Raw genomic sequence first — 24,231 nt, forward strand, 5'->3', positions numbered from 1 at the left:
CCCTCTGGTCAGCGCATGTGAAGCGGGCTTGTCAGGCCTCGCCGAAACCGGACTCAACCAGGGCTGCCAACGCGTTGACAGCCGTCTCGCCGCCCGGGTCGGAACTCGCGATCTCCGCCGACGCTCCGACGTTCAAACCGAGCGACATGATGCCGAGGAGGCTCCTGGCGTCCTTGCCGTTGACGGTGACCTTGGCGTCGAAGGTGTTCGCGAGCTTGACGAACTCCGCGGCCGGTCTCGCGTGCAGTCCGTCCTTGTTGCGGAGCGTCACTTCGCGCACGAAACGGACCACGGATTCGTCCGAGCCGGGCGCGTCGCCGGTCTCGGATCGAGCGGGAGAGGATGCAGTGGAAGCGGATGCGATCGGGCCGCCGCTCGCGGGCATCCCCTCCCACGCCTCCCGCGCCCCTTCTGCGGCGGCGACGACAGCCGTGAAATCGCCACGCGTCTCCGCGGCGACGGCTGCCGCGACACCGGCTTCGACGAACGGCGCATCCACGACGGCGACGCGCGAACGCCGGCTGTCGGGCAGCTGGTCCGCGACGGTCTCCGCGATCATCAGCGCAGAGCCCAGGTCGCTGAGCACGACCACGCCGGCACCCGCATCCGCCTCGTCGATCGCGGAGGTCACCTTGAGGAAGCTGGTGCCGACGCCGCCGTCGTCGGTGCCGCCGGCCGCGACCAGCGCGACAGACGGTGCCATCTGTCCGGCGACCTCGACGATTCCGCGGGCGAGGTCGGCGCTGTGGGAGACGAAGACGATGCCGACCAGCGGAGTGTCGCCGTCAGTCATCGCCCGCCACCGTCGCCGCAGCGCGGAGGATGATCGCTGTCGACTGGGCGCCCGGATCGCGGTGCCCGGCAGACCGCTCGCCGAGATAGCTCGCCCGCCCCTTGTGGGCGACCAGTGGCTCGGTCGCGACCGCGCCGGCTTCTGCCGCCGCCGCCGCCGCGGCGAGGATGGCGCCCGGGGAACCCCCCTCGTCCGCAGCGGACTGCGCGGCATCGACTGCCGGTGTCCACGCATCGATCATCGTCTTGTCACCGGGTTCCGCCTTGCCGCGCGAGACGATCCCGTCGCGCGCCGCTCTGAGCATCGAGACCACCTCGGCGCCGTCGAGGTCTGCGGTGTCGCCCACGGGCTCCGCGGCCTTCAGGAACGCCGTGCCGTAGAGCGGCCCGGACGCACCGCCCACCGTCGAGATGAGCGTCATCGCAACCGAGCGAAGCGCCGCCGCCGGGGTCGCATCGTCGGGGAGCGCGGCAAGAGCCGTCACGACGGCCGAGAGACCGCGATCCATGTTCTCTCCGTGGTCACCGTCGCCGATCTCCCGGTCGAGGTTGTTCAGCAGCGCCTTGTTCTCGGCGATCGCCGTCGCCGAGGCGCCCATCCAGGTCTCGACCCATGCCGTGTCCAGCTTCATGCCGCCACTCCCATCGTGTGTGCCCGCGCTTCCCGGTCAGACGCCCCAGCGGAGTGCCGGCGTGTTCACCGGCGCATCCCAGAGAGCGGTCAACTCGTCGTCCAGCTTGAGCACCGTGATCGACACGCCCTGCATCTCCAGCGAGGTGACGAGACTGCCGACGAGCGAGCGCTCGAGAGTGATTCCTCGGTCGTCGAGGATCTGGGCGGCACGGCGGAAGACGATGTACAGCTCGGACTGCGGAGTGCCGCCCATCCCGTTCACGAAGAGCAGGACCTTGTCTCCGGATGCGAACGGCAGGTCGTCGAGGATGGCCGTCATGAGCCGGTCGGTCAGCGAATCCGCGGACTCCATCGTGAGGCGCTCACGGCCCGGTTCGCCGTGGATGCCCACGCCAAACTCGATCTCGTCGTCGGCCAGCTCGAAACCAGGCTCTCCGGCGTGCGGGACGGTCCCGGCTGCGAGGGCGAGACCCATCGACCGGACCTGGCCGTTCACCTTCTCGGCGATCGCCGTCACCCTGTCGAGGTCGTCACCGCGTTCGGCTGCCGCGCCCGCGATCTTCTCGACGAGCACCGTTCCGGCGACGCCACGCCGGCCGGCCGTGTAGAGGGAGTCCTGCACGGCGACGTCGTCGTTGATGACGACAGCGCGCACCGCGACCCCCTCCGCCCCGGCCAGATCGGCGGCGGTCTCGAAGTTCAGAACGTCGCCCGTGTAGTTCTTGACGATGTGGAGGACCCCCGCGCCCCCGTCAGCCGCCTTGGTCGCACCGACGATGGGCATCGGTGTCGGCGAGGTGAACACTTCGCCGGGAACCGCGGCATCGAGCATGCCGAGACCGACGAATCCGGCGTGCAGGGGCTCATGGCCGCTGCCACCGCCACTGACGAGTCCGACCTTGCCCTGGACGGGACCGCCGGCTCTCGAGACGAACCGCGGATCATGGGACACCGTGACGATGTCGGCGTGCGCTCGGGCGAACCCGTCGAGGGTCTCGTCCACGACGTCGGGGACGTCGTTGATGAGCTTCTTCATTGAAACCCTGCCTTTCAGCGTGTGGCCGCAACCCACTCTTCGAGCTTCGAGGCAGCCGCCCCGGAGTCGATCGCCTGGGCGGCGACAGCCATTTTCGAACGGAAACGGTCCAGGATGGCATCCTGGACCCTCGACGGGTCGGCTGCGAGCTCGTACGATACGAGCCCTGCCGCCGCGTTGAGCAATACGATGTCGCGCACCGGACCTTCCTGTCCGGCGAGCACGGCACGGACGACGTCGGCGTTGTGCGCCGCGTCGCCTCCGAGGAGGTCGGCGATGGTGGCCCGCGGGATGCCGAGATCCCTCGGGTCGATGTCGTGCTCGGTCACCAGGCCGCGTGAGACCTCCCACACGTGGCTGTGTCCTGTGGTCGAGAGCTCGTCGAGCCCGTCGTCGCCCCGGAAGACGAGGGCCGTCGCACCGCGTGTCTGGAAGACGCCGACGATGAGCGGAACCCGATCCAGGTGCGCGACGCCGACGGCGGACGCCTCGGGGCGCGCCGGATTGCAGAGCGGACCGAGGAAGTTGAAGACGGTCGGGATGCCGAGCTCAGCGCGCGCGGGGCCCGCGTTGGCGAAGCCCGGGTGGAAAGCGGATGCGTAGGCGAACGTGATCCCGGTGCGCTCGAAGACTTCGGCCACCTTCTCTGCGGGCAGCGCGAGGTCGATGCCGAGTGCCGCCAGCACATCCGACGAGCCTGACGAAGAACTCGCCGCACGGTTGCCGTGCTTTATCACCGGAACGCCTGCTGCGGCAGCGACGATCGCCGCCGTCGTGGACACGTTCACCGTGCCGAAACGGTCCCCTCCCGTACCGACGATGTCGAGTGCCATCGGATTGATGGGAAGAGGGATGGCGTGCTCGAGGATCGCATCGCGGAACCCGACGATCTCGTCGACCGTCTCGCCCTTCGCGCGCAGTGCGACGAGGAATCCGCCGAGCTGTGCGGACGTCGCGTTGCCGGTCATGACCTGCTCCATCGCCCATGCCGCGTTGGCGACACTCAGGTCTTCGCCCCCGAGGAGCGACGTGAGGATGGACGACCAGCTCGGAGATTCCGTCATACAGCGATCCTACTGAGGCGGCGCAGTGCTGTGCCCAACCGCGTTGGAGCCTGCGAACTAAGGCAAGCCTAACCGGAAATAGGGTGCAGACAGACCCTATGAATGAGAAAACCCCGACTCCTTTTCGGCCATAATGGAACGGTGACGAGCACCTCAATTACTCCTACGGCGAGTGCGCCCTCAATCAACCGGCCCAACGTCGTGGCCGTCGGCACCATTGTCTGGCTTGGCAGTGAGGTCATGTTCTTCGCGGGGCTGTTCGCGATCTACTTCACGCTGCGTTCGACGTCCCCCGCGCTGTGGGCCGCCGAGACCGCGCACCTCAACATTCCGTACTCGCTGACGAACACGATCATCCTCGTGTCGAGCTCGTTCACCTGCCAGTTCGGCGTGTTCGCGGCCGAGCGCCTCCAGCCCCGATCGGTCGGCTGGAAGCCCAGCCAGTGGGGCATGGTCGAGTGGTTCACGCTCACCTATGCGCTCGGCGCCATCTTCGTCGCAGGCCAGATCATGGAGTACGCCACGCTCGTCACCGAGGGCATCACCCTGAGCGCGAATTCCTACGGCTCCGCGTTCTACCTCACCACCGGGTTCCACGGTCTGCACGTGACCGGCGGCCTCATCGCCTTCCTCCTCGTCATCGGTCGGGCCTTCGCGGTCAAGACCTTCGGTCACAAAGAAGCGACGAGTGCGATCGTCGTCTCGTATTACTGGCACTTCGTCGACGTCGTCTGGATCGGGCTCTTCCTGGTCATCTACGTTCTCAAATAGGAATCAGGAGCAGACCTCACCACCATGCGCGCAAAAACGCACACTACGGCCGGATCCCGGCGGCAGCCCCGCAAGGGCGGCCGCAGGCACCCGCTGGCCACGATCGCACTGATCGCGATCGGACTGGGGCTCACCGGGGGGGCTTACGCGGCATTCAACACGTCGACGGCCTCAGCCGAGCCGACGGTCGCTTCGCAGGAGTCCGTCGACCAGGGCAAGAAGCTCTTCCAGGCGAACTGCGCCACCTGCCACGGGCTGAACGCGACCGGCACCACCAACGGTCCGAGCCTCATCGGTGTGGGAGCTGCGGCTGTCGACTTCCAGGTCGGCACCGGCCGCATGCCGATGGCGATGCAGGGCCCGCAGGCCCAGGAGAAGCCGGTTCAGTTCACTGAGGCCGACATCAAGGCGCTCGCCGACTACGTGGCATCGCTCGCCCCTGGGCCGGCGATCCCCGACGAGTCACTGCTGCAGGGCAACGGCAACGCCGCGAACGGTGGAGAACTCTTCCGCGTCAACTGCGCCATGTGCCACAACGTGGCGGGCGCCGGCGGTGCACTCACCGAAGGAAAGTACGCTCCGCCGCTGAAGGGCGTCAGCGCCCAGCACATCTACGAGGCGATGGTCACCGGTCCTCAGAACATGCCCGTGTTCAACGACCTCAACATCTCCCCGAAAGACAAAGCTGACATCATCACCTACCTCAAGTACATCGAGAAGAACCAGTCCCCCGGCGGCTTCGAGCTCGGTTCGCTCGGCCCCGTGGCCGAGGGTCTGTTCCTCTGGATCTTCGGTGTGGGCGCGGTCATCGCGCTGACCGTCTGGATCACAGCGAAGTCGAACTAGACGGTACTTGACATGACACAGCGCACGAAGGAGAACAATGGCACAGGACGATAACGGCGGACACGAGCTGACCCCTGCCAGCTCGTCGGCCGTCGAAGTCCACAGGGAGGGCGACCCGGGCACCGCGGTCGTGCTCAGTGACCGTGTGGAGAATCCGGGCTTCCCGCCTCACCGCATGCGGGTGACGGACATCGACCCGAAGAAGGCACGCCGTGCCGAACGCGTGATCTACACGCTCTTCTACCTGTCGATCGCAGGCAGCGTCTGGGCCATCGCCGCATACATGGCGTTCCCGATCGAGGACAACGACCCGGGTTCGGTCCACCTGAACAACATGTTCATCGGCCTCGGCATCGCGCTTGCGCTGCTTGCCATCGGCATCGGTGCGGTCCACTGGGGCAAGGCGCTCATGCACGAGCGCGAGGGCATCGACCTGAGGCACTCGACGCGCGGCAAAGAGCAGACCACCGAACGCGCTGCAGAGATCTTCCGCATCGCCGACGAAGAATCCGGATTCAACCGGCGCACGCTCATCCGAAACAGTCTCATCGGTGCGCTCGTCGTGTTCCCGCTCCCCGCTGTCGTCCTGTTCCGCGGTCTCGCTCCGCAGAACGAGAACCCTGTCACACTCCTCTCCCACACGATGTGGAAGAAGGGGACCCGCCTCACCCGTGACCCCTCCGGTACGCCGATCAAGGCCGCCGATGTCACCCTCGGTTCCGCGTTCCACGTGATCCCCGAGGGGCTCAACGAACGTGAAGACGCACTCGAGCAGAAGGCCAAGGCCGCAGTTCTGCTCATGCGCCTCAAGCCGGAAGACCTCCACGTCTCCCCCGGCCGCAGGGACTGGAACTACGACGGAATCGTCGCCTACTCCAAGATCTGCACCCATGTCGGCTGCCCCGTCGCACTGTACGAGCAGCAGACCCACCACCTGCTGTGCCCGTGCCACCAGTCGCAGTTCGACATCACGCACGAGGCCGAAGTGATCTTCGGACCTGCGAAGCGACCGCTGCCGCAGCTGCCGATCACGATCGACTCCGATGGTTACCTCATCGCACGCAGTGACTTCACCGAGCCAGTAGGCCCGAGCTTCTGGGAGCGCAGTTGACAACCTCAGCAGCCGCATCGTCTGCGGCACATTTCGAAGGGTCCACCACGGACGCCCCGGCGAAGAAGGGCGGCTTCACCGCCGCTGCCGCGAACTACATCGAGGACCGCACCAGCATCTCCGGCGCCGTCAAGGAGTTCGGTCGCAAGATCTTCCCCGACCACTGGTCATTCCTCCTCGGTGAAGTCGCCCTCTACAGCTTCATCGTCATCCTGCTGACGGGAACGTTCCTGACGTTCTTCTTCCAGGCGTCGATGGCAGAGGTCGTCTACAACGGCTCGTACGTCCCGCTCAAGGGCGTCTCGATGTCCGCTGCCATGTCGAGCACGCTGAACATCTCGTTCGAGATCCGCGGCGGCCTACTGATGCGTCAGATCCACCACTGGGCGGCACTGCTGTTCGTGGCGGCGATCGGCCTGCACATGCTGCGCGTCTTCTTCACCGGCGCCTTCCGCAAGCCGCGCGAGCTCAACTGGGTCATCGGCTTTACGCTGTTCATCCTCGCCATGGCCGAAGGATTCACCGGCTACTCGCTCCCCGACGACCTGCTCTCGGGCAACGGGCTCCGGATCATCGACGGCCTGGTCAAGGGCATCCCGGTCATCGGAACCTGGACCTCGTTCCTCGTCTTCGGCGGCGAGTTCCCGGGTACGGCGATCGTCGGCCGACTGTACACGCTGCATATCCTCCTGCTGCCTGCCCTGGTGCTCGCCTTCATCGGCCTCCATCTGGTGTTCGTGGTCATCCACAAGCACACGCAGTACGCCGCGCCGGGTCGCACCGAAGGAAACGTCGTCGGCTATCCGGTCCTTCCGGTCTACGCGGCCAAGGCCGGCGGGTTCTTCTTCATCATCTTCGGTGTCATCGCACTGATCGCCTCGCTGTTCACGATCAACCCGATCTGGAACTACGGTCCATACGACCCGTCGCCCGTGTCCGCCGGAACGCAGCCTGACTGGTACATCGGCTTCGCCGACGGTGCCCTCCGCCTGATACCACCGGGCTGGGAGTTCGTGTGGCTGAACCGTACCTGGTCGTTCAACATCATCGTCCCGCTCGTCGCGATCGGTGTGTTCATCGTCCTGGCGATGTTCTATCCGTTCATCGAAGCCTGGATCACCGGTGACAAGCGTGAGCACCACATCCTCGACCGTCCCCGGAACCAGGCCACGCGCACGGCGATCGGTGCTGCCGGTGTCACGTTCTACGCGGCCCTGTGGGCTGCCGCGAGCTCCGACATCATCGCCACACACTTCAAAGTAACGATGGAGGGTGTTATCCACGCCATCCAGGCAATGGCGATCCTCGGTCCGTTCATCGCCTACTTCCTGACGAAACGCGTCTGCATCGCGCTCCAGAAGAAGGACCGCTCGATCGCCCTTCACGGCTTCGAATCGGGACGTATCGTCAAGTTGCCGGGCGGCGAGTTCATCGAAGTGCACGAGCCGCTCGACGAGTACGAGCGCTGGCGCCTGGTGAGCTTCGACACCTACGAGCCGCTGATGATCCGTCCGAATAAGCAGGGCAAGATCACGATCGGTACGCGAATGCGGTCCGGGCTTTCTCGGTGGTTCTTCGAAGACCGCATCCTGCCACCGACCAAGGGCGAACTCGAGTCGAGTTCGGGTCACCACTAAGCCTGTCGAGCTCTACGAATGCGCCGGCCGCGAGAGAGATCTCGGTCGGCGCATTCGCTGTTCACGGCATGCGGCGCGCACCAGGCCGCTGCACACACGACTGCTGCACGCGCAGTCGCCGCACACGACAGGAGGCGCCGTGTCCACTGAGACTCTCGCCGCGTGGCTGAGATGCCCCACGTGCACCGAGCCCCTCATGCCTGCAGCGGCGACCGTTCTCGGTTGTGTCAACGGCCATCGTTTCGACGTCAACAAGCGCGGCTATGTCACGTTGCTCGGATCGCGGTCGCGGGTCGTCGGCGACACGCCTTCGATGCTGGATGCGCGCGCACGCGTTCTCGAACAGGGAACCTACACGCCGATCGTCGAAGAAGTGAGTGCGTTGCTCGAGCTTCGCCAGGAAGAACATCGGATCCTCGACGCCGGGGCCGGCACGGGTTACTACCTGCAGTCGGTTCTCGCGGTGCGGCCGACCGCGCGGGGACTGGCTCTGGACCTCTCCCCCGCTGCCGTCGCACGCGCCGTCAAGGCTGCCAGTACAATCGACGGCCTCGTCGCGGACACCTGGCAGCCCCTGCCGATCCGTGACGGCATCGCCGACGTGATCCTGAACATCTTCGCGCCGCGCAATCTGTCCGAATTCCACCGCATCCTCGCTCCGAACGGAACGCTCGTCGTCGTGGTTCCGCGCGCCGAACATCTGCATGAGCTTCGCGAGAACGGTCGGATGCTGGACGTGCCGGCCGACAAAGCGCCGACGCTCATCGAAACGGCTCGCGACCAGTTCACCCTTGTCGCGAGCACCAGCGTCGTCCTCGACATCGCCTACGACGAGGTGCTAGCCGATTCGCTTGTGGCGATGGGGCCGTCGGCACATCACACGCCCGAGAGCGTGCACGAACAGGTCGGTCCGCTCGAAGTTCCTGCGCATGCAAGCGTCACCGCAGCTGTGGACGTCCTCGCCTTCGCGGCTCGCTGACGCCGATCTCGGAGTGCTGAGCCGGATGCCGTCCACCGCTACCTCAGGGGCGCAGCCCCGGTTCGGCACCGACGATGATCGATTCGACCACCTCTTCGACAGCGTCATCGTCCGGCAGGCCGCCGAGTTCTCCGGCGAACAGCAGGTGCCCGGTGCCGATCAGAGCGAATGCGAGTCTCTCCGTGTCCGCCTGCAGCGTCAGTCGCCCTAACTGTCGCTCGGCACGCAGATAAGAGGCGATCATTGCCGTCGATTCGGTGAGGATCGGGATGCCTGACGGGGTGCCCGCTCGCAACCTGACGCGAACGTCGTTGCGGGTGCCCGCCACGGCTATGAGCCCCAGGGCCGTCGGGGTGAAGATGCGCATCAGTGCGTCGGCAAGGTTCGACACGAGACTTCCCCTGCCGACCGATTCATCGAGCCGCGAACTCTCCACGCCGAGCAAGGCGATGTGATCGCGGATCAACTCGGCGAGAAAATCATCGAAGTCGACGAAATGACGATGTAGGACACCCTTGGCGACGCCCGCCTCCTCGGTTACCGCCCGGCTGGTCAATCCACCCACGCCGTCCCGTATCAGTACCCGCTCCGCTGCGGCAAACAAGGTCGCTCGCGGATCCTGCAGCGCGATTCCGGTCGGCACGAGACTCTCATTCGATACGTGGACAAATGGGCGAGCGCCCACTTAGAGTGGGCATGTGGTCACTCTAACGCCTCCTCCGGACCCGGTACCGCATCACCATCGCTCGATCGCCGAGTCCTTCGGCGATGACGCCACTCGTTATGATCGCTCCCGACCCCGCTATCCGCAGGCTCTCGCCGACGCAGTCCTGGCCGGCTTGACCGGTCGCCGGGTGCTCGACGTGGGTATCGGCACCGGAATCTCCGCGCTGCCGTTCCGTGAGGCCGGTGCAGAGGTCTCGGGCGTCGAGGTCGATCCGCGTATGGCTGAACTCGCACGCTCGCGCGGGTTTGCAGTCGACGTTTCTCGTTTCGAAGACTGGGACTCAGGGGGTAGATTCTTCGACGCGGTGATTGCGGGCCAGACCTGGCACTGGATCGATCCGGTAGCCGGTGCTGCGAAGGCAGCTCACGTTCTTCCGTCGGGGGGACGGCTGGCGGTCTTCTGGAACGTCGGCGACCCGGACCCAGAAATCGCCGCGGCCTTCGCGGACATCTACCGTTCCGTGGACACCGGATTGCCGTTCACGCCGTGGGTTGCACAAGCCCTGGACGGCTATGACGCCATCACCTCGAACACCATCGACGGGATCAGCACGAGCGGTGCGTTCGCGGAACCCCGACGACTGCGCTTCGATTGGTCGACCGCTGTCACGCGGGATGCGTGGCTCGACCTGGTTCCCACCATGGGCGGCCACAATCGCATTCCCGCGGACCGACTCGCCGAACTCCTCGCCCGGTCCGCACGCGTCATCGACGAGCATGGCGGCAGCTTCACCATGTACTACGCCAGCGTCGCCATCACGGCAGATCGCGCAGCCGCCTGAGAGGCTCCTGCGCGGCCTCCTGAGGCGTGTCAGCGCGCGAAGTAGCCGCGGTAGTACTCGTACGTCCAGCCGACCAGGCAGACGATCGTGAAAGCCACACCGATGTAGGCGATCCAGAAACCGACAGCGATTCCGAGCACCACGAGGCCCGCACCGAAAGCGAGAGCGATCGGCCACCAACTCCACGGGCTGAAGTGCCCGAGCTCCGGATCGCCGTCGTCGACGTTCGCATCGAGGCGGTCCTCAGGGAGTTCACCACCCTGTGACGAGTACGACCGACCGATGTAGAACGCGAGGAACGTCGCCAGGATCGTGCTCAGCGTGAGCGCGACGGTTCCGACCCACTCGACCTTGCCGTAGTACAGCAGGCTCCACACCGTGTAAAGCGCGGCCGAGAGGAGGAAGAATCCGGCGAGGATCCAGAACAGGTTCGAGTTTGCCCTCATCTCACTTCACCTTCTCACTGTCGAGGTCGTACACGGGTGTATCGGGTGCGTCTTTTCCGCTTCCGATTCCGAGCGGGATACCCGCCTCGGGGTGGTTGAGGTCGAACGCAGGCGACTCGCTGCGGATGCGGGGAATCGAGGTGAAGTTGTGCCGGGGTGGCGGGCAGCTGGTCGCCCACTCGAGCGATCGGCCGTAACCCCACGGGTCGTTCACCGTCACCCGCGGAGCATTGCGCGCGGTCAGATACACGTTCACGAAGAACGGGATCATCGAGACGGCGAGGATGCCGGCACCGATGCTCGACACCTGGTTCATCCAGGTGAATCCGTCCTGCGGCAGGTAGGTCGCGTACCGTCGCGGCATGCCGATCACGCCGAGCCAGTGCTGGATGAGGAACGTCGTGTGGAATCCGATGAAGAGGAGCCAGAAGTGCCATTTGCCGAGTCGGTCGTTGAGCATCTTGCCGGTCCACTTGGGCCACCAGAAGTAGAAGCCCGAGAACATTGCGAAGACGACGGTTCCGAAGACCACGTAGTGGAAGTGGGCCACGACGAAGTACGTGTCTGACACGTGGAAGTCGAGCGGCGGCGATGCCAGGATCACACCGGTGAGGCCACCGAAGGTGAACGTGATGAGGAAGCCGATCGCCCAGAGCATCGGGGATTCGAACGTGATCGACCCACGCCACATCGTGCCGATCCAGTTGAAGATCTTCACACCGGTCGGGACTGCGATGAGCATCGTCATCAGCGAGAAGAACGGCAGGAGCACCGATCCGGTCACGTACATGTGGTGTGCCCACACAGTGACGGACAGCGCAGCGATGGAGATCGTCGCGTAGATCAGCGTCTTGTATCCGAAGATCGGCTTGCGGCTGAACACAGGGAACACCTCTGAGACGATGCCGAAGAACGGCAGCGCGATGATGTACACCTCGGGATGGCCGAAGAACCAGAACAGGTGCTGCCAGAGGAGCACACCACCATTGGCCGCGTCATAGACGTGGGCGTCGAACACGCGGTCGGCCGCCAGCGCGAACAGCGCCGCAGCGAGTACCGGGAACGCCATCAGCACGAGGATCGACGTGACGAGTGCGTTCCAGGTGAAGATCGGCATGCGGAACATGGTCATGCCGGGAGCACGCATCGTGATGATCGTCGTGATGAAGTTCACCGCGCCGAGGATGGTTCCGAAACCGGACAACCCGAGACCGAGCACCCAGAGGTTGCCGCCCACGCCGGGTGAGAACGTCGTGCTCGACAGCGGCGCGTAGGCGAACCATCCGAATGAGGCCGCGCCCTGCGGGGTGAGGAACCCGGCTACCGCGATGAGCGAGCCGAAGCTGTAGAACCAGTACGCAAGCGCGTTCAACCGAGGGAACGCCACGTCAGGCGCACCGATCTGGAGCGGCATGAGTGCGTTCACGAAGCCGGCGAACAGTGGCGTCGCGAACATCAGCAGCATGATCGTGCCGTGCATGGTGAACAGCTGGTTGTACTGTTCCTTGGTCTGCACGACCTGGAGGCCCGGCTCGAAGAGCTGTGCCCGGATGATCAGCGCCATGACGCCGCCGATGAGGAAGTAGAGGAACGAGGTGACCAGGTACAGGTAACCGATGGTCTTGTGGTCCGTCGAGGTGATGTAGCTCACCAGGAGGTTGCCCTTGCGCTCCACGTTGCCTGCGGTGAACGCCTGCGTGGCTTTGGGGAGCGGGGTCGCCGTCGATGCGGGAGCGGGTGCTGTAGTCGTAGTCATGGATGCCCCTACTGGTTTACCTTCGGCGGGGTGGTGCCGGGCAGGTTGTTGTTGCGGTCGTACTCGATGCCGAGCTGTCCTTCGAATCCCTTGTCACGCAGCGACTGGATGTGCGCGTCGTATTCAGCCTGCGGAACGATCTTCAGGTTGAAGAGCATCGCCGAGTGGTACTCGCCGCAGAGCTCCGCGCACTTTCCGACGAATGTTCCCGTGCGGCTGGTCGTGCTGAAGTACATGTAGTTCGTCTTACCGGGGATGACGTCTTTCTTGTAGAGCATCGCCGGCACCCAGAACGAGTGGATCACGTCACGCGAGTCGAGAATGATCGTGACCGTCTTGTTCTCGGGGAGGTACAGGGTCGGGATCTTGCTCTCTTCGACCGCTCCCGGCTGCGAGCTCTTGTCATCCGGCTGCGCCTGGATTCCGGGGTCGTAGACGTTCTCGTTGACGTAGTTGAAGTCCCATGCCCACTGCTTCGCGAGGACGTGGATCTTGATGTCGGGGTTGGCGTACGGCTGCTCGATCGCCTCCTGATCCCTCGCCGTGAAGGCGAAGAATCCGAGAACGAGGATGAGCGGCACGATCGTGTAGAAGATCTCGATCGGCATGTTGTACCGCAGCTGTGCGGGAAGGCCCGTCTGCCCCTTGCGGCGGCGATAGACGATGACCGCCCAGATCACAAGGCCCCAGACGATCACACCCACGACCAGCAGGACGATCCAGCTCGTCACCCAGAGGCCGCTGATGCGCTCCGTGTGGTTGGTGACGGGAGGCTGTCCGGCTTGGAAGCCGGGCAGGAATCCGTGCAGCTGGGCCTCAGTGCACCCTGCGAGTACGAATGCAAGTGTCGCTGCGATCGGAATAGCAGCCCATCGGAGACGACGATTGTGACGCACCGGTGACCTTTCGAGAGACTCGTGAACAGTTCAGTAGCAACTGTATTGACCGTAACTACCCTACTCCGAGACACACGCCGGAATGAACCAGAAAGGGCCACCCCGAAGGGCGGCCCGAGCTGGATTCTTGTGGTAAAGAGCGGCTAGTGGAACGAGTCTCCACAGGCGCAGCTGCCCGATGCGTTCGGGTTGTCGATCGTGAAGCCCTGCTTCTGGATCGTGTCCTCGAAGTCGATCGTCGCGCCATCGAGGTATGGGACGCTCATCTTGTCGACGATCACCTCGACACCGTCGAAGTCCACCGTCGCGTCCCCGTCGAGCATGCGCTCGTCGAAGTACAGCTGGTAGATGAGGCCCGAGCAGCCGCCGGGCTGCACAGCAACGCGCAGGCGAAGGTCATCGCGACCCTCCTGCTCGAGCAGGCTCCGGACCTTGCCGGCGGCCGTGTCGGTGAGGCCCACGCCGTGGGCTCGGGTCTCAGCGAGTGTCGTGTCGGTCATAGTGCTCCTGACGAGTTGTGAGGGTGATCCATCGAAATCTAACGAGATTCTACGTCGGAAAACTCGAAAGTCGCCGTGATCATTCCGTCGTGCGCCGATCCAGCCGTGAAAGCAGGAGCGCCTCGGTGAGGACGGCACGCCTGAAGACGCCCAGGTGAAGGGACTCGTTCGGGCTGTGCGCCCGGGAATCCGGGTCTTCGACGCCGGTCACGAGGATCTGTGCGCCGGGGAAGACCCGCACGAGGTCGGCGATGAAAGGGATGGACCCTCCGACGCCCATCTCGACGGGCTCGGATCCCCACGCATCCGCCATCGCACGCTTCGCTTCGGCCACAGCCCAGCCCGACGTGTCCACCAGGAACGGATCGCCGAGGTCGACATCGTCGATCTCGATGTGGGCGCCGAACGGGGCGTTGTCGCGCAGGTGGCGCTCGAGGGCCGTGTACGCATCAGATGCTGCCTGCCCGGGCGCGATCCGCGCGCTGATGCGGACCGCTGCCGACGGAGCGAGCGTGTTGGATGCATTGGCCACGCTGGGTGCGTCGATCCCGGTCACGGTGATCGACGGCTTCGACCAGATGCGGCTCAGGATGGTTCCCGACCCGACCGGGGTGACCCCGTCCAGGAGGGCTGCCTCGTGGCGGAGCTGGTCCTCGTCGTATGCCGGGGTCTCGCCATCGTGCTCGGTGAGGCCTTCGACGCCGACCGACCCGTCCTCAGCGTGCAGGGTCGAGAGCAGCCGGATCATGGCGAGCATCGCATCCGGTACCGCTCCCCCGAACATGCCTGAATGCGACGCGTGCCCCAGCGTCCTGACGGTCAGGCGGAACGTGACGTTACCGCGCAGGCCGACGGTGAGCGCGGGAGTGTCGAGATCCCAGTTGTCGGAGTCCGCGACGACGATGACGTCGGCCGCCAGCGCGTCGCGATGGAGCTGGAGGAAGTTCGCGAAGGATCGGGATCCGAACTCCTCCTCCCCTTCGATGAAGACCGCGAGTCCCAGGTCGAAATCGTCACCGTGTGCTTCGAGGAGGGCGCGCACCGAGGCGACGTGCGCCATCACACCTGCCTTGTCGTCGGCCGCGCCACGGCCGTAGAGCCGGTCTCCGCGCACGGTCGGCTCGAACGGCGACGTATCCCAGTCCTCGTCGCGACCCTGCGGCTGCACGTCGTGGTGCGCGTAGAGAAGGACTGTCGGGCGCCCGTTGCGTGCCGCGCGCGTCGCGAGGACGGCCGGCTGGCCGAGCTCCGGGCCTTCGCCGATCGGCGCCTGAGCCACACGGACCTCGTCGAAGGCGCCGGTCCCCTCGAGGAGGGCCGCCACCGCCCGCGAACTCGCTGCGACGTTCTCGGCATCGAAGGCCGCCCACGAGACCGAAGGGATGCGCACCAGGTTCGACAGATCGGCGATCGTGGACGGGATGCCCCCTTCCACCGCTTCACGCACGCGTGCCTCGAGTGCCGCTGATGCGTCGTCGTTCGTTCCGGGCGTAGTCGACTGTGGATCATTCGTCTGTGGGTGGTTCGTCATGCAGGTAATCTTAGCCGGACACCAATCGAGGGCTTACCGTGGCAAAACGAGACACAACGCCGAGCGCGACCGCTCCGGCGAACCAGCCGGTCCAGGAGACCGCAGAAGAGACTGCAGCGCGAATCGCGGGCAAGGGAGCCCCGACGCCGACGCGCCGTGAGCAGGAGGCCGCCCGCAAGCGCCCCCTCGTGCCCAACGACCGTAAAGAGGCGGCACGCCAGGCTCGAGTCAAGACGTCGGAGGCACGCGAGCGCGCCCGCGTCGGCATGGCGGCCGGCGACGACAAGTACCTCACCGCGCGCGACCGTGGTCCTCAGCGCCGTTTCGTGCGCGACTACGTCGATGCGCGCTTCAACATCGGCGAGTTCATGATCCCCGTCATGCTGCTCGTCATTGTGCTGACATTCTTCCCGCAGCGCGACGTCCAGCTGTACGGCATCATCGCCCTCTGGGCGTTCTTCATCATCGCCGTGCTCGACTGCTTCTTCCTCGGCTACCTGGTCCGCAAGGGCCTCGGCGCCAAGTTCGGCAAATCGAAGGTGGAGAAGGGCGTCCGCTGGTACGCAGCGATGCGCGCCCTCCAGCTGCGCGTCATCCGTCTGCCGAAGCCGCAGGTCAAGCGCGGACAGTACCCCAGCTGACCGTGACGATCGTCGCTGCTGCGGACGGCTCTGCCCTCGGCAACCCCGGTCCGGCCGGATGGGCATGGTACGTCGATGACAACACCTGGGCCGCGGGCGGCTGGCCGCACGGGACCAACAACCAGGGCGAGCTGATGGCGGTCATCGACCTGCTCGACTCGACCGCCCATCTCGATGACGACCTGCGCATCCTGTGCGACAGCCAGTATGTGATCAATGCGGTCACGAAGTGGATGCCCGGCTGGAAGCGCAAAGGCTGGCGCAAGGCCGACGGCAAACCGGTGCTCAACCGCGAACTGCTCGAACGTCTCGACCGCGCGACCACCGGCCGCCGTTACACCTTCGAGTGGGTGAAGGGTCACGCCGGGCACGAGCTCAATGAGGCAGCGGATGTGCGCGCGCGCGCCGTTGCGACGGCGTACCAGAACGGCTCGCCGATTCCGATCGGTCCGGGATGGCCGGGGCGCGGAAGCGAGGGTCGGCCCGCTGTCGAGCCGGCGCCCGAACCCTCCGGCGAGCCCGTCACCGCCGTGAGCGCGCCGCCTGCTTCGACCGCGACGACGGCTCCCCAGCTGGACCTGTTCGGCGACGACGACATCGTGGCCCCGACGGACGACCATCAGCTGGTGGAGACCCTCGAACGCGAACTGCTGAATCCGACCGTCCGGGCGGATTCTTCTCGCGTCGCGGCCATCCTGCACTCCGAATTCGAGGAGATCGGGAGTTCGGGTCGCCTGTGGAGCCGAGACGCGATCGTCAACGAACTGGCCGGTCAGCAGCCAGAACGCATTGACTTCGAGGTGCTCGGGAGCGAACTGGTCGCACCGGATGCGATCCTTCTGACCGCGCGCACCTCCGACTCGCGCGGGTCAGCCCTTCGCAGCTCGCTCTGGCTTCGCGTCGACGGACGCTGGCGCCTGCGGTTCCACCAGGGAACGCCCGAATCCTGACCCGGCGCGGCGATGCGGCAAGCCGCGGCCGGATCAGCGCGTGACGAGGTTGCGCGTGACGAGTCCCCGGTTGATCTGGCGCGCCCAGAGCGGACCGCGATACAGAAACGCCGTGTAGCCCTGCACCAGAGTGGCTCCTGCAGCGAGCCGTTCGGCGACATCGTCGGCAGTTTCCACCCCGCCCACGGAGATCACGCAGAGATCGCTCGGCACGATCGACCTGATCAGGCGCAGCACTTCGAGCGACCGGGCTGCCAGCGGGGCGCCGGAGAGCCCTCCCGCGCCCGCCGCCTCGACGATGGCTGCTTCGGTGCGCAGGCCCTCCCGCGAGATCGTCGTGTTCGTCGCGATGATGCCGTCGAGTCCGATTCGGACGACGAGACCGGCGATCCTCTCGACCTGATCGTCGGTGAGGTCGGGTGCGATCTTCACGAGGAGCGGGACACGGCCGGCCTCGGCCTTGACCGATGCGAGCAGAGGTTCCAGCTGTTCGAGCTCCTGGAGGCCGCGCAGTCCGGGCGTGTTGGGCGAGCTGACATTGACCACGAGGTAGTCGGCCACCGGCGCGAGGGCGCGAGCACTCGTCAGGTAGTCGGCGGTGGCGTCTTCGACTGCGACCACCCGGCTCTTTCCGATGTTCACGCCGAGCACTGCCCGGGTCGTACGTCGCGCTATCCGCGCCAGACGGTCTGCTGCGGCTACTGCTCCCCCGTTGTTGAATCCCATCCGATTGATGACGGCGCGGTCAGGGATGAGGCGGAACAGCCGCGGCTTCTCGTTCCCCGGCTGGGCGATCGCGGTGATCGTTCCGACTTCGACGTGGCCGAAGCCGAGCTGGCCGAGCCCGATGACGGCTTTACCGTCTTTGTCGAATCCGGCGGCGACGCCGAACGGAGAGTCGAACTCGAGGCCAAGGGCTTTCGTCTTCAGGGTCGGGTCGGGGCGGGTGAATCGTCGCACCAGGCGACCGAAGCCGAGGGTCGGGAGCGCCTGGATGACGACGAACGCCAGATGATGCGCCCGTTCGGGGTCGAGCTTCGACAGGACGAGGGTGAAGAGTGTGCGATACATGCCTGTGTCAGCGTACCGGCATGGCCGACGTGACCGGCTCAGTTCGCAGCGTCGACGCGCTCAGAGCCGTGCTCGACCCGCAGCTGGGTGATCGCATCTTCGAAGTCGTCGAGAGAATCGAACCCCTGGTACACGCTGGCGAAACGCAGGTACGCGACCTCATCGAGTTCGCGAAGCGGCGGAAGGATCGCGAGCCCGATGTCGTTCGCGTCGATCTGGGACGCCCCGGTCGAACGGATCGTCTCCTCGACCTTCTGGGCCAGCACGGCAAGGTCGGAGTCGGTGACCGGGCGACCCTGGCAGGCCTTGCGCACGCCGCTGACGATCTTCTCCCGGCTGAACGGCTCGGCCACGCCGCTTCGCTTGATCACGCTCAGGCTCGCGGTCTCGGTCGTGCTGAAACGCCGACCGCATTCCGGGCACTGGCGGCGGCGGCGGATCGACATCCCGTCGTCGCTCGTACGGGAGTCGATGACGCGAGAGTCGGGGTGGCGGCAGAAGGGACAGAACATGGTGCTCGAATCCTAACCGAGTTCGGACCTACGGGGCCGTGAAGCGAGCCGTGACGGCCTCACCGTGGGCAGGGAGATCTTCTGCACCGGACAATGCGACGATTCGCTCGGCGACCTCGCCCAGGGCGTCACGGTCGTAGCGGATGACCTGCTGCGGCCGGAGGAACGAGTACGCACCGAGTCCCGGTGAGAATCGTGCCTGTCCGCCGGTGGGAAGCACGTGGTTCGAGCCGGCGAGGTAGTCGCCGAGGCTCACCGGTGAGTGCGCTCCGAGGAAGATCGCTCCGGCGTTCTCGATATCGGCCAGCACGGCCTCCGGGTCCGCCGTCTGGATCTCAAGGTGCTCGGGCCCGTACGCGTTGCTGAAGGCCGCAGCTGCTGCAAGATCGTCGACCAGCACGATCGCCGACTGCGGACCGGACAATGCAGCGGTGACGCGCACGGAGTGCCGCGTAGCGCGTGCGAGGCGTTCCAGTTCACGCATGACGCGATCAGCGAGCTCAGGACTGTCTGTGGCGAGCACCGCTGCGGCCGCCTCGTCGTGCTCCGCCTGACTCACGAGGTCGGCGGCGACGAGGGTCGCATCCGCCGAATCGTCGGCGATGACGAGGATCTCGGTCGTACCGGCCTCAGAATCGATACCTGCCTGTCCGCGAACCACCCGCTTCGCCGCGGCGACGTAGATGTTGCCGGGCCCGGTGATGACCTGCACCGGATCGAGTCCGAGCTCTTCCACCCCGAAGGCGAGCGCTCCGATCGCCCCGGCCCCGCCCATCGCGTAGACCTCGTCGATGCCGAGCAGACCCGCGGCACCGAGGATGGTCGGGTGAACGGCCCCGCCGAACGCCGCCTGCGGCGGGCTCGCCAGGGCGATCGAGCCGACACCGGCGACCTGGGCGGGCACCGCGTTCATCACGACGCTGGAGGGATAGACCGCTTTGCCGCCGGGAACGTACAACCCGGCGCGGGCGACAGGCTGCCAGCGCTGGACGATGGTCGCCCCCGGGCCGATCGTCGTCAGCACCTCGGCAGGGACCTGTGCAGCAGTAGCCTGCCGGACGCGGACGATGGCCTCGTCGAGCGCCTCGCGCACGTCGGCGGGAAGCCCCCGGACGGCCGCCTCGATCTCGGACGCGGGTACACGGATGCTCGTCGCACGGCCACCGTCGAACTTCTCTGCCTGTTCGTCGAGGGCGGCACGCCCGCGTGAACGAACATCGTCGATGAGTTCTGTCGCGACATGAAGCGCAACAGAGACGTCGACGGCGGGCCGCGGCACCAGACTGGTGAAGGCGGCGCGATTAGGCTGTATTCCGCGAAGATCGATGGTCTGCATCATGGCCTGTCAAGCCTATCCGTTCCGGCCTTCGCGCCCTGATCCATCCACAGGCAAGGAATAACCGTGAGGCGCGCGGCGCTTCATGCATACGTATGAACAGCTTCGCGATTCCCGAGAACCGGCTCCCGTCCGACAGGGTGGAGCCGGATGTCACGCCTGACCTGGCGGCGTTCCGGCAGGGATTCCGCCGTCATGCCGCCGGCGTCGCGATCATCACCGCCCTCACTGCCGACGGGCTCCCCGTCGGGTTCACGGCCACCTCGCTTGCGTCTCTGGCGGCGGTGCCTCCGCTGGCCACGTTCAACATCGCCCGGAGTGCGTCCAGCTGGCCCGCACTCGCCGAGACCGATCGGCTCGTCATCCACACCCTGGGCGTGCGGAATCGGAGCGTTGCGCAGAAACTCGCCGCCGACAACAGCGTGCGGTTCGACGGGGACCATTGGTATCCGGGGCCGCACGGACTGCCGATCATCAAGGACGTGACGAGCTGGATGATCGGCCGGATCGTCGAGCGGTTCCCGGTTCACAACAACGCCGTCGTCGTGGTGCAGATCGAGCAGGGCGAGCTCAACGACGACGACTCGCCGCTCCTTTATCACGAGCGCACCTACTTCGCGCCGGGCGATCCCGCCTGAGCCGGCGCGCGATTCTCGCTCCCGCCGCGACTCAGCTCAGGCAGTTCGGACCGAGCAGCCCCTTCAGCTCGCCGTAGAGATCGGCGCTTACCGACACCGGGTACGGCACTTCGAACACACGCGCCGTCTGGCCTTTGATGAGTCTCAGGCGCACTTCGTTCTTGCCCGCGTGCCGGATGAGCACATCGTTGAGCGCTTTGACCGTATCGGTCGTCGCCCGCTGATCGGGAAGTGAGATCACGAGCGGACCGGACCCCAGACTCTGGCCCAGGTCGGGCGTGAACAGACTGAACGCGTGGAGGTTCATTCCGTCGTCGCGCATGCTGACACGCCCACGGATGACCACGATCGAGTCGCCGACGAGCGCAGGCGCGAATTCCTGGTACGCCTTGCCCATGAACATCACGGTCATCTCGCCGCCGAAGTCCTCGACCTGGATCAAGCCGTACTGATTGCCCGAGTTCTTGGCCGTGCGGTGCTGCACCGAGGTCACCAGGCCCGCGATCGTGACCGTGTCGCCGTCCTGGGTCGATTCAGAGGCGATGAGGTCGGCGATTCCCGTGCTGGCGTGCTTTGCCAGTTGGAGTTCGAGACCGGCGAGCGGATGGTCCGAAACGTACAGACCGAGCATCTCGCGTTCGAAGGCGAGCTTGTCACGTTTCGCCCACTCGGGCCTGTCGGGAACGCGCTCGTGCACCTCGTCGAACTCGAACATGCCGGCGAACAGATCGACCTGCCCGTTCGCCTCGTTGCGTTTGAGGCTCACCGCCGATTCGACCGCGTCTTCGTGGACCTCGACGAGCGCACGCCTCGTCGCACCCAGCGAATCGAATGCGCCTGCCTTGATCAGGGATTCGATCGTCCGCTTGTTTGCGACATGGATCGGAACCTTCGACAGGAAGTCGTGGAACGACTCGAATCGCCCCTTCGCTTCGCGTGCAGCGCGGATGCCGTCGACGACGTTGGTGCCGACGTTGCGCACCGCCCCGAGGCCGAAGCGGATGTCGGACCCGACTGCGGCGAAGAATCCGATCGACTCGTTCACGTCGGGCGGCAGCACCTTGATTCCCATGCGCCGGCACTCGTTGAGGTAGATCGCCATCTTGTCCTTGGAGTCACCGACACTGGTGAGCAGCGCGGCCATGTACTCCGCGGGATAGTGCGCCTTGAGGTACGCGGTCCAATAGGAGACGACGCCGTATGCGGCCGAGTGGGCTTTGTTGAAGGCGTAGTCGGAGAACGGGAGCAGGATCTCCCACAGCTTGTTGACGGCCGCCATGGAATAGCCGTTCGCCTGCATTCCGGACGCGAAGCCCTCGAACTGCTTGTCGAGCTCGGACTTCTTCTTCTTTCCCATCGCGCGCCGGAGGATGTCCGCCTGGCCGAGCGAGAACCCTGCGACCTTCTGGGCGATCGCCATCACCTGCTCCTGGTAGATGATGAGCCCGTAGCTGGTCGAGAGGATCTCGGCGAGCGGCTCGGCAAGCTCCGGATGGATCGGCGTGATCTCTTGCAGGTGGTTCTTGCGGAGGGCGTAGTTCGTGTGCGAGTTGGCGCCCATCGGGCCCGGCCGGTACAGCGCGATCAGTGCCGAGATGTCTTCGAAGTTGTCGGGCTTCATGAGGCGCAGCAGGGATCGCATCGGCCCGCCGTCGAGCTGGAACACCCCGAGGGTGTCTCCCCGCGAGAGCAGGTCGTAGGCGGGCCGGTCGTCGAGCTCCAGCTCTTCGAGCACCGGCCGGATGCCGCGGTTGGCCTCGATGTTGTCGAGCGCGTCGTTGATGATGGTGAGGTTCCGCAGCCCCAGGAAGTCCATCTTGATGAGGCCGAGCGACTCGCACGCCGGATAGTCGAACTGCGTGACGATCTGGCCGTCCTGCTCCCGCTTCATGATCGGGATGATGTCGATCAGCGGATCGGAGGACATGATCACGCCGGCGGCGTGCACGCCCCACTGGCGCTTCAGGTTCTCGAGGCCGAGTGCGGTGTCGAACACCGTCTTCGCCTCCGCGTCCGTCTCGACGACGCCGCGGATGTCCGCAGCCTCCTTGTAGCGCGGATGATCGCGGTCGAAGATGCCGGTGAGCGGGATGTCCTTGCCCATGACGGGCGGCGGCATCGCCTTGGTCAGCTTCTCGCCCATCCCGAACGGGAATCCGAGCACCCGGGAGGAGTCCTTCAGCGCCTGCTTGGCCTTGATCGTGCCGTACGTCACGATCTGCGCCACGCGCTCCTCGCCGTACTTCTCCGTCACGTACTTGATGACCTCGCCGCGACGGCGGTCGTCGAAGTCGACATCGAAGTCAGGCATCGACACTCGGTCGGGATTGAGGAACCGCTCGAAGATGAGTCCGTGCCGCAGCGGGTCGAGATCGGTGATCTTCATCGCGTATGCGGCCATGGAGCCCGCACCGGATCCACGACCGGGACCGACCCGGATTCCGTTGCGCTTCGACCAGTTGATGAAGTCGGCGACGACGAGGAAGTAGCCGGGGAAGCCCATCTGCGAGATCACGCCGATCTCGTAGTCGGCCTGCGTGCGCACCTCGTCGGGGATGCCGGCCGGGTAGCGTTCGTGCAGGCCGTTCTCGACCTCCTTGATGAACCACGTCTCCTCGGTCTCGCCGGCGGGCACCGGGAATCGGGGCATGTAGTTCGCGGAGGTGTTGAACTTGACATCGCAGCGCTCGGCGATCAGCAGGGTGTTGTCGCAGGCTTCGGGGTAGTCCCGGAAGAGCTGGCGCATCTGCGCGGCCGACTTGAGATAGAACTCGTCGGCGTCGAACTTGAAGCGATTGGGGTCGTCGAGAGTCGAGCCGGACTGCACGCAGAGCAGCGCCGCATGACTTGTCGCGTCGTGCGCGTGCGTGTAGTGGAGGTCGTTCGTCGCCACCAGGGGCAGGTCGAGCTCTTTCGCGAGCCGGATCAGGTCGCTCATGACGCGGCGCTCGATGCCGAGCCCGTGGTCCATGATCTCGCAGAAGAAATTCTCTTTGCCGAAGATGTCGCGGAACTCGGACGCCGCCTTCTTCGCTTCGTCGTACTGACCCAGCCGGAGCCTCGTCTGCACCTCGCCGCTGGGGCATCCCGTCGTGGCGATGAGCCCGTCGGAATACTGGTTCAGAAGCTCGCGATCCATACGCGGCTTGAAGTAGTAACCCTCGATAGACGCGCGCGACGACAGCCTGAAGAGATTGTGCATCCCCTGCGTGGTCGCCGACAGCAGCGTCATGTGCGTGTACGAGCCCGCCCCGGACACGTCGTCTTCGCCGCCGTCGCCCCAGCGGATGCGCGTGCGATCCTGCCGGGCCGTGCCTGGCGTGAGGTAGGCCTCGGTGCCGATGATCGGTTTGATTCCGGCATCGGTCGCCGTCTTCCAGAAGTCGAACGCGCCGAAGACGTTGCCGTGGTCGGTGACCGCCACCGCGGGCATCCCCTGTTCGACGGCTGCATCGATCAGAGGTTTGACGCGTGCAGCCCCGTCGAGCATGGAGTACTCGCTGTGAACGTGAAGGTGAACGAACGAGTCGCCGCTTGATGGCACTGTTTCTCCGTCTGGCGATGGTGGTGGATGTC

The 24,231-nt window shown here is 65.5% G+C and carries 23 protein-coding genes; 9 read left to right on the forward strand and 14 right to left on the reverse strand.

Translation table 11 applies throughout. From position 1 onward, the window contains the following. Nucleotides 1–31 precede the first annotated feature (31 nt). From dhaM to trpD, 4 genes are read right to left on the reverse strand one after another with little or no spacing between them, the layout of a single operon-like run. Nucleotides 32–793, reverse strand: coding sequence for a dihydroxyacetone kinase phosphoryl donor subunit DhaM (dhaM, locus tag AAYO93_RS09920; RefSeq protein ID WP_345761020.1), 762 nt, complete (start codon nucleotides 791–793; stop codon nucleotides 32–34). After that, complete coding sequence (gene dhaL / locus AAYO93_RS09925) at nucleotides 786–1,424, reverse strand: dihydroxyacetone kinase subunit DhaL (protein WP_345761021.1); 639 nt, start codon at nucleotides 1,422–1,424, stop codon at nucleotides 786–788. The genes dhaM and dhaL overlap by 8 nt, the downstream gene beginning before the upstream one ends. Before the next feature lie 36 nt (nucleotides 1,425–1,460). After that, nucleotides 1,461–2,462 (reverse strand): dihydroxyacetone kinase subunit DhaK, encoded by a 1,002-nt coding sequence (gene dhaK / locus AAYO93_RS09930; protein WP_345761022.1) that lies wholly within the window; start codon nucleotides 2,460–2,462, stop codon nucleotides 1,461–1,463. A 14-nt stretch (nucleotides 2,463–2,476) separates the two neighbouring features. Then, nucleotides 2,477–3,526, reverse strand: a complete 1,050-nt coding sequence (gene trpD / locus AAYO93_RS09935) for an anthranilate phosphoribosyltransferase (protein ID WP_345761023.1) — start codon at nucleotides 3,524–3,526, stop codon at nucleotides 2,477–2,479. A 102-nt stretch (nucleotides 3,527–3,628) separates the two neighbouring features. Here trpD and ctaE point away from each other — a divergent pair, with 102 nt between their 5' ends. The 5 genes from ctaE to AAYO93_RS09960 all read left to right on the forward strand — a co-directional run bounded on the left by ctaE (nucleotide 3,629) and on the right by AAYO93_RS09960 (nucleotide 8,870). Next, complete coding sequence (gene ctaE / locus AAYO93_RS09940) at nucleotides 3,629–4,297, forward strand: aa3-type cytochrome oxidase subunit III (protein ID WP_345761024.1); 669 nt, start codon at nucleotides 3,629–3,631, stop codon at nucleotides 4,295–4,297. Between the two features lie 24 nt (nucleotides 4,298–4,321). Continuing rightward, nucleotides 4,322–5,143 (forward strand): cytochrome bc1 complex diheme cytochrome c subunit, encoded by an 822-nt coding sequence (qcrC, locus tag AAYO93_RS09945; protein ID WP_345761025.1) that lies wholly within the window; start codon nucleotides 4,322–4,324, stop codon nucleotides 5,141–5,143. A gap of 37 nt (nucleotides 5,144–5,180) precedes the next feature. Continuing rightward, the gene (gene qcrA / locus AAYO93_RS09950; RefSeq protein WP_345761026.1) at nucleotides 5,181–6,254 is read left to right on the forward strand and encodes a cytochrome bc1 complex Rieske iron-sulfur subunit; all 1,074 of its coding nucleotides are present in this window, start codon (nucleotides 5,181–5,183) and stop codon (nucleotides 6,252–6,254) included. After that, entirely contained in the window at nucleotides 6,251–7,891 is a 1,641-nt protein-coding gene (qcrB, locus tag AAYO93_RS09955; protein WP_345761027.1) for a cytochrome bc1 complex cytochrome b subunit, read from the forward strand. The genes qcrA and qcrB overlap by 4 nt, the downstream gene beginning before the upstream one ends. A gap of 139 nt (nucleotides 7,892–8,030) precedes the next feature. Beyond that, a complete protein-coding gene (locus AAYO93_RS09960; RefSeq protein ID WP_345761028.1) occupies nucleotides 8,031–8,870 on the forward strand; it encodes a putative RNA methyltransferase in 840 nt (279 codons plus the stop codon). 43 nt (nucleotides 8,871–8,913) lie between these two features. On the opposite strand, the gene AAYO93_RS09965 is transcribed toward AAYO93_RS09960, so the two are convergent. Then, entirely contained in the window at nucleotides 8,914–9,513 is a 600-nt protein-coding gene (locus AAYO93_RS09965; protein WP_345761029.1) for a TetR/AcrR family transcriptional regulator, read from the reverse strand. A 55-nt stretch (nucleotides 9,514–9,568) separates the two neighbouring features. Between AAYO93_RS09965 and AAYO93_RS09970 the strand changes: the two genes are divergently transcribed. Further along, the gene (locus AAYO93_RS09970; protein ID WP_345761030.1) at nucleotides 9,569–10,378 is read left to right on the forward strand and encodes a class I SAM-dependent methyltransferase; all 810 of its coding nucleotides are present in this window, start codon (nucleotides 9,569–9,571) and stop codon (nucleotides 10,376–10,378) included. A gap of 29 nt (nucleotides 10,379–10,407) precedes the next feature. On the opposite strand, the gene AAYO93_RS09975 is transcribed toward AAYO93_RS09970, so the two are convergent. The 5 genes from AAYO93_RS09975 to AAYO93_RS09995 all read right to left on the reverse strand — a co-directional run bounded on the left by AAYO93_RS09975 (nucleotide 10,408) and on the right by AAYO93_RS09995 (nucleotide 15,507). Then, nucleotides 10,408–10,824, reverse strand: coding sequence for a cytochrome c oxidase subunit 4 (locus AAYO93_RS09975; protein ID WP_345761031.1), 417 nt, complete (start codon nucleotides 10,822–10,824; stop codon nucleotides 10,408–10,410). A gap of 1 nt (nucleotide 10,825) precedes the next feature. Beyond that, nucleotides 10,826–12,580 carry an aa3-type cytochrome oxidase subunit I gene (ctaD, locus tag AAYO93_RS09980; RefSeq protein ID WP_345761032.1) on the reverse strand — a complete coding sequence of 585 codons (1,755 nt, stop codon included), beginning with the start codon at nucleotides 12,578–12,580 and terminating at the stop codon, nucleotides 10,826–10,828. Between the two features lie 8 nt (nucleotides 12,581–12,588). After that, nucleotides 12,589–13,476, reverse strand: a complete 888-nt coding sequence (ctaC, locus tag AAYO93_RS09985; protein WP_345761033.1) for an aa3-type cytochrome oxidase subunit II — start codon at nucleotides 13,474–13,476, stop codon at nucleotides 12,589–12,591. 143 nt (nucleotides 13,477–13,619) lie between these two features. After that, nucleotides 13,620–13,976 carry an iron-sulfur cluster insertion protein ErpA gene (erpA, locus tag AAYO93_RS09990; RefSeq protein ID WP_345761034.1) on the reverse strand — a complete coding sequence of 119 codons (357 nt, stop codon included), beginning with the start codon at nucleotides 13,974–13,976 and terminating at the stop codon, nucleotides 13,620–13,622. A gap of 79 nt (nucleotides 13,977–14,055) precedes the next feature. Then, nucleotides 14,056–15,507 carry a dipeptidase gene (locus AAYO93_RS09995; RefSeq protein ID WP_345761035.1) on the reverse strand — a complete coding sequence of 484 codons (1,452 nt, stop codon included), beginning with the start codon at nucleotides 15,505–15,507 and terminating at the stop codon, nucleotides 14,056–14,058. A gap of 38 nt (nucleotides 15,508–15,545) precedes the next feature. Between AAYO93_RS09995 and AAYO93_RS10000 the strand changes: the two genes are divergently transcribed. Together AAYO93_RS10000 and AAYO93_RS10005 are read left to right on the forward strand one after the other, a co-directional pair. Then, nucleotides 15,546–16,148: a DUF3043 domain-containing protein gene (locus AAYO93_RS10000; protein WP_345761036.1), complete on the forward strand. Its 603-nt coding sequence runs from the start codon at nucleotides 15,546–15,548 to the stop codon at nucleotides 16,146–16,148. Nucleotides 16,149–16,150: 2 nt separating this feature from the next. After that, nucleotides 16,151–17,098, forward strand: a complete 948-nt coding sequence (locus AAYO93_RS10005) for a ribonuclease HI family protein (protein WP_345761037.1) — start codon at nucleotides 16,151–16,153, stop codon at nucleotides 17,096–17,098. Nucleotides 17,099–17,131: 33 nt separating this feature from the next. On the opposite strand, the gene AAYO93_RS10010 is transcribed toward AAYO93_RS10005, so the two are convergent. The 3 genes from AAYO93_RS10010 to hisD are packed head-to-tail and all read right to left on the reverse strand — an operon-like array spanning nucleotide 17,132 to nucleotide 20,020. Beyond that, nucleotides 17,132–18,169: a quinone-dependent dihydroorotate dehydrogenase gene (locus tag AAYO93_RS10010; protein WP_345761038.1), complete on the reverse strand. Its 1,038-nt coding sequence runs from the start codon at nucleotides 18,167–18,169 to the stop codon at nucleotides 17,132–17,134. A 38-nt stretch (nucleotides 18,170–18,207) separates the two neighbouring features. After that, on the reverse strand, nucleotides 18,208–18,681 hold the full coding sequence (gene nrdR, locus AAYO93_RS10015) for a transcriptional regulator NrdR (protein WP_345761039.1): 474 nt from the start codon (nucleotides 18,679–18,681) through the stop codon (nucleotides 18,208–18,210). Between the two features lie 28 nt (nucleotides 18,682–18,709). Next, the gene (gene hisD, locus AAYO93_RS10020; protein WP_345761040.1) at nucleotides 18,710–20,020 is read right to left on the reverse strand and encodes a histidinol dehydrogenase; all 1,311 of its coding nucleotides are present in this window, start codon (nucleotides 20,018–20,020) and stop codon (nucleotides 18,710–18,712) included. A 92-nt stretch (nucleotides 20,021–20,112) separates the two neighbouring features. Between hisD and AAYO93_RS10025 the strand changes: the two genes are divergently transcribed. Then, a complete protein-coding gene (locus AAYO93_RS10025; protein ID WP_345761041.1) occupies nucleotides 20,113–20,655 on the forward strand; it encodes a flavin reductase family protein in 543 nt (180 codons plus the stop codon). A gap of 31 nt (nucleotides 20,656–20,686) precedes the next feature. On the opposite strand, the gene dnaE is transcribed toward AAYO93_RS10025, so the two are convergent. Continuing rightward, nucleotides 20,687–24,199, reverse strand: coding sequence for a DNA polymerase III subunit alpha (gene dnaE, locus AAYO93_RS10030; protein ID WP_345761042.1), 3,513 nt, complete (start codon nucleotides 24,197–24,199; stop codon nucleotides 20,687–20,689). Nucleotides 24,200–24,231: the final 32 nt, after the last annotated feature.

Origin of the sequence: Diaminobutyricibacter sp. McL0608 (assembly GCF_039613825.1) — a bacterium.
Taxonomy (GTDB): domain Bacteria; phylum Actinomycetota; class Actinomycetes; order Actinomycetales; family Microbacteriaceae; genus Diaminobutyricibacter.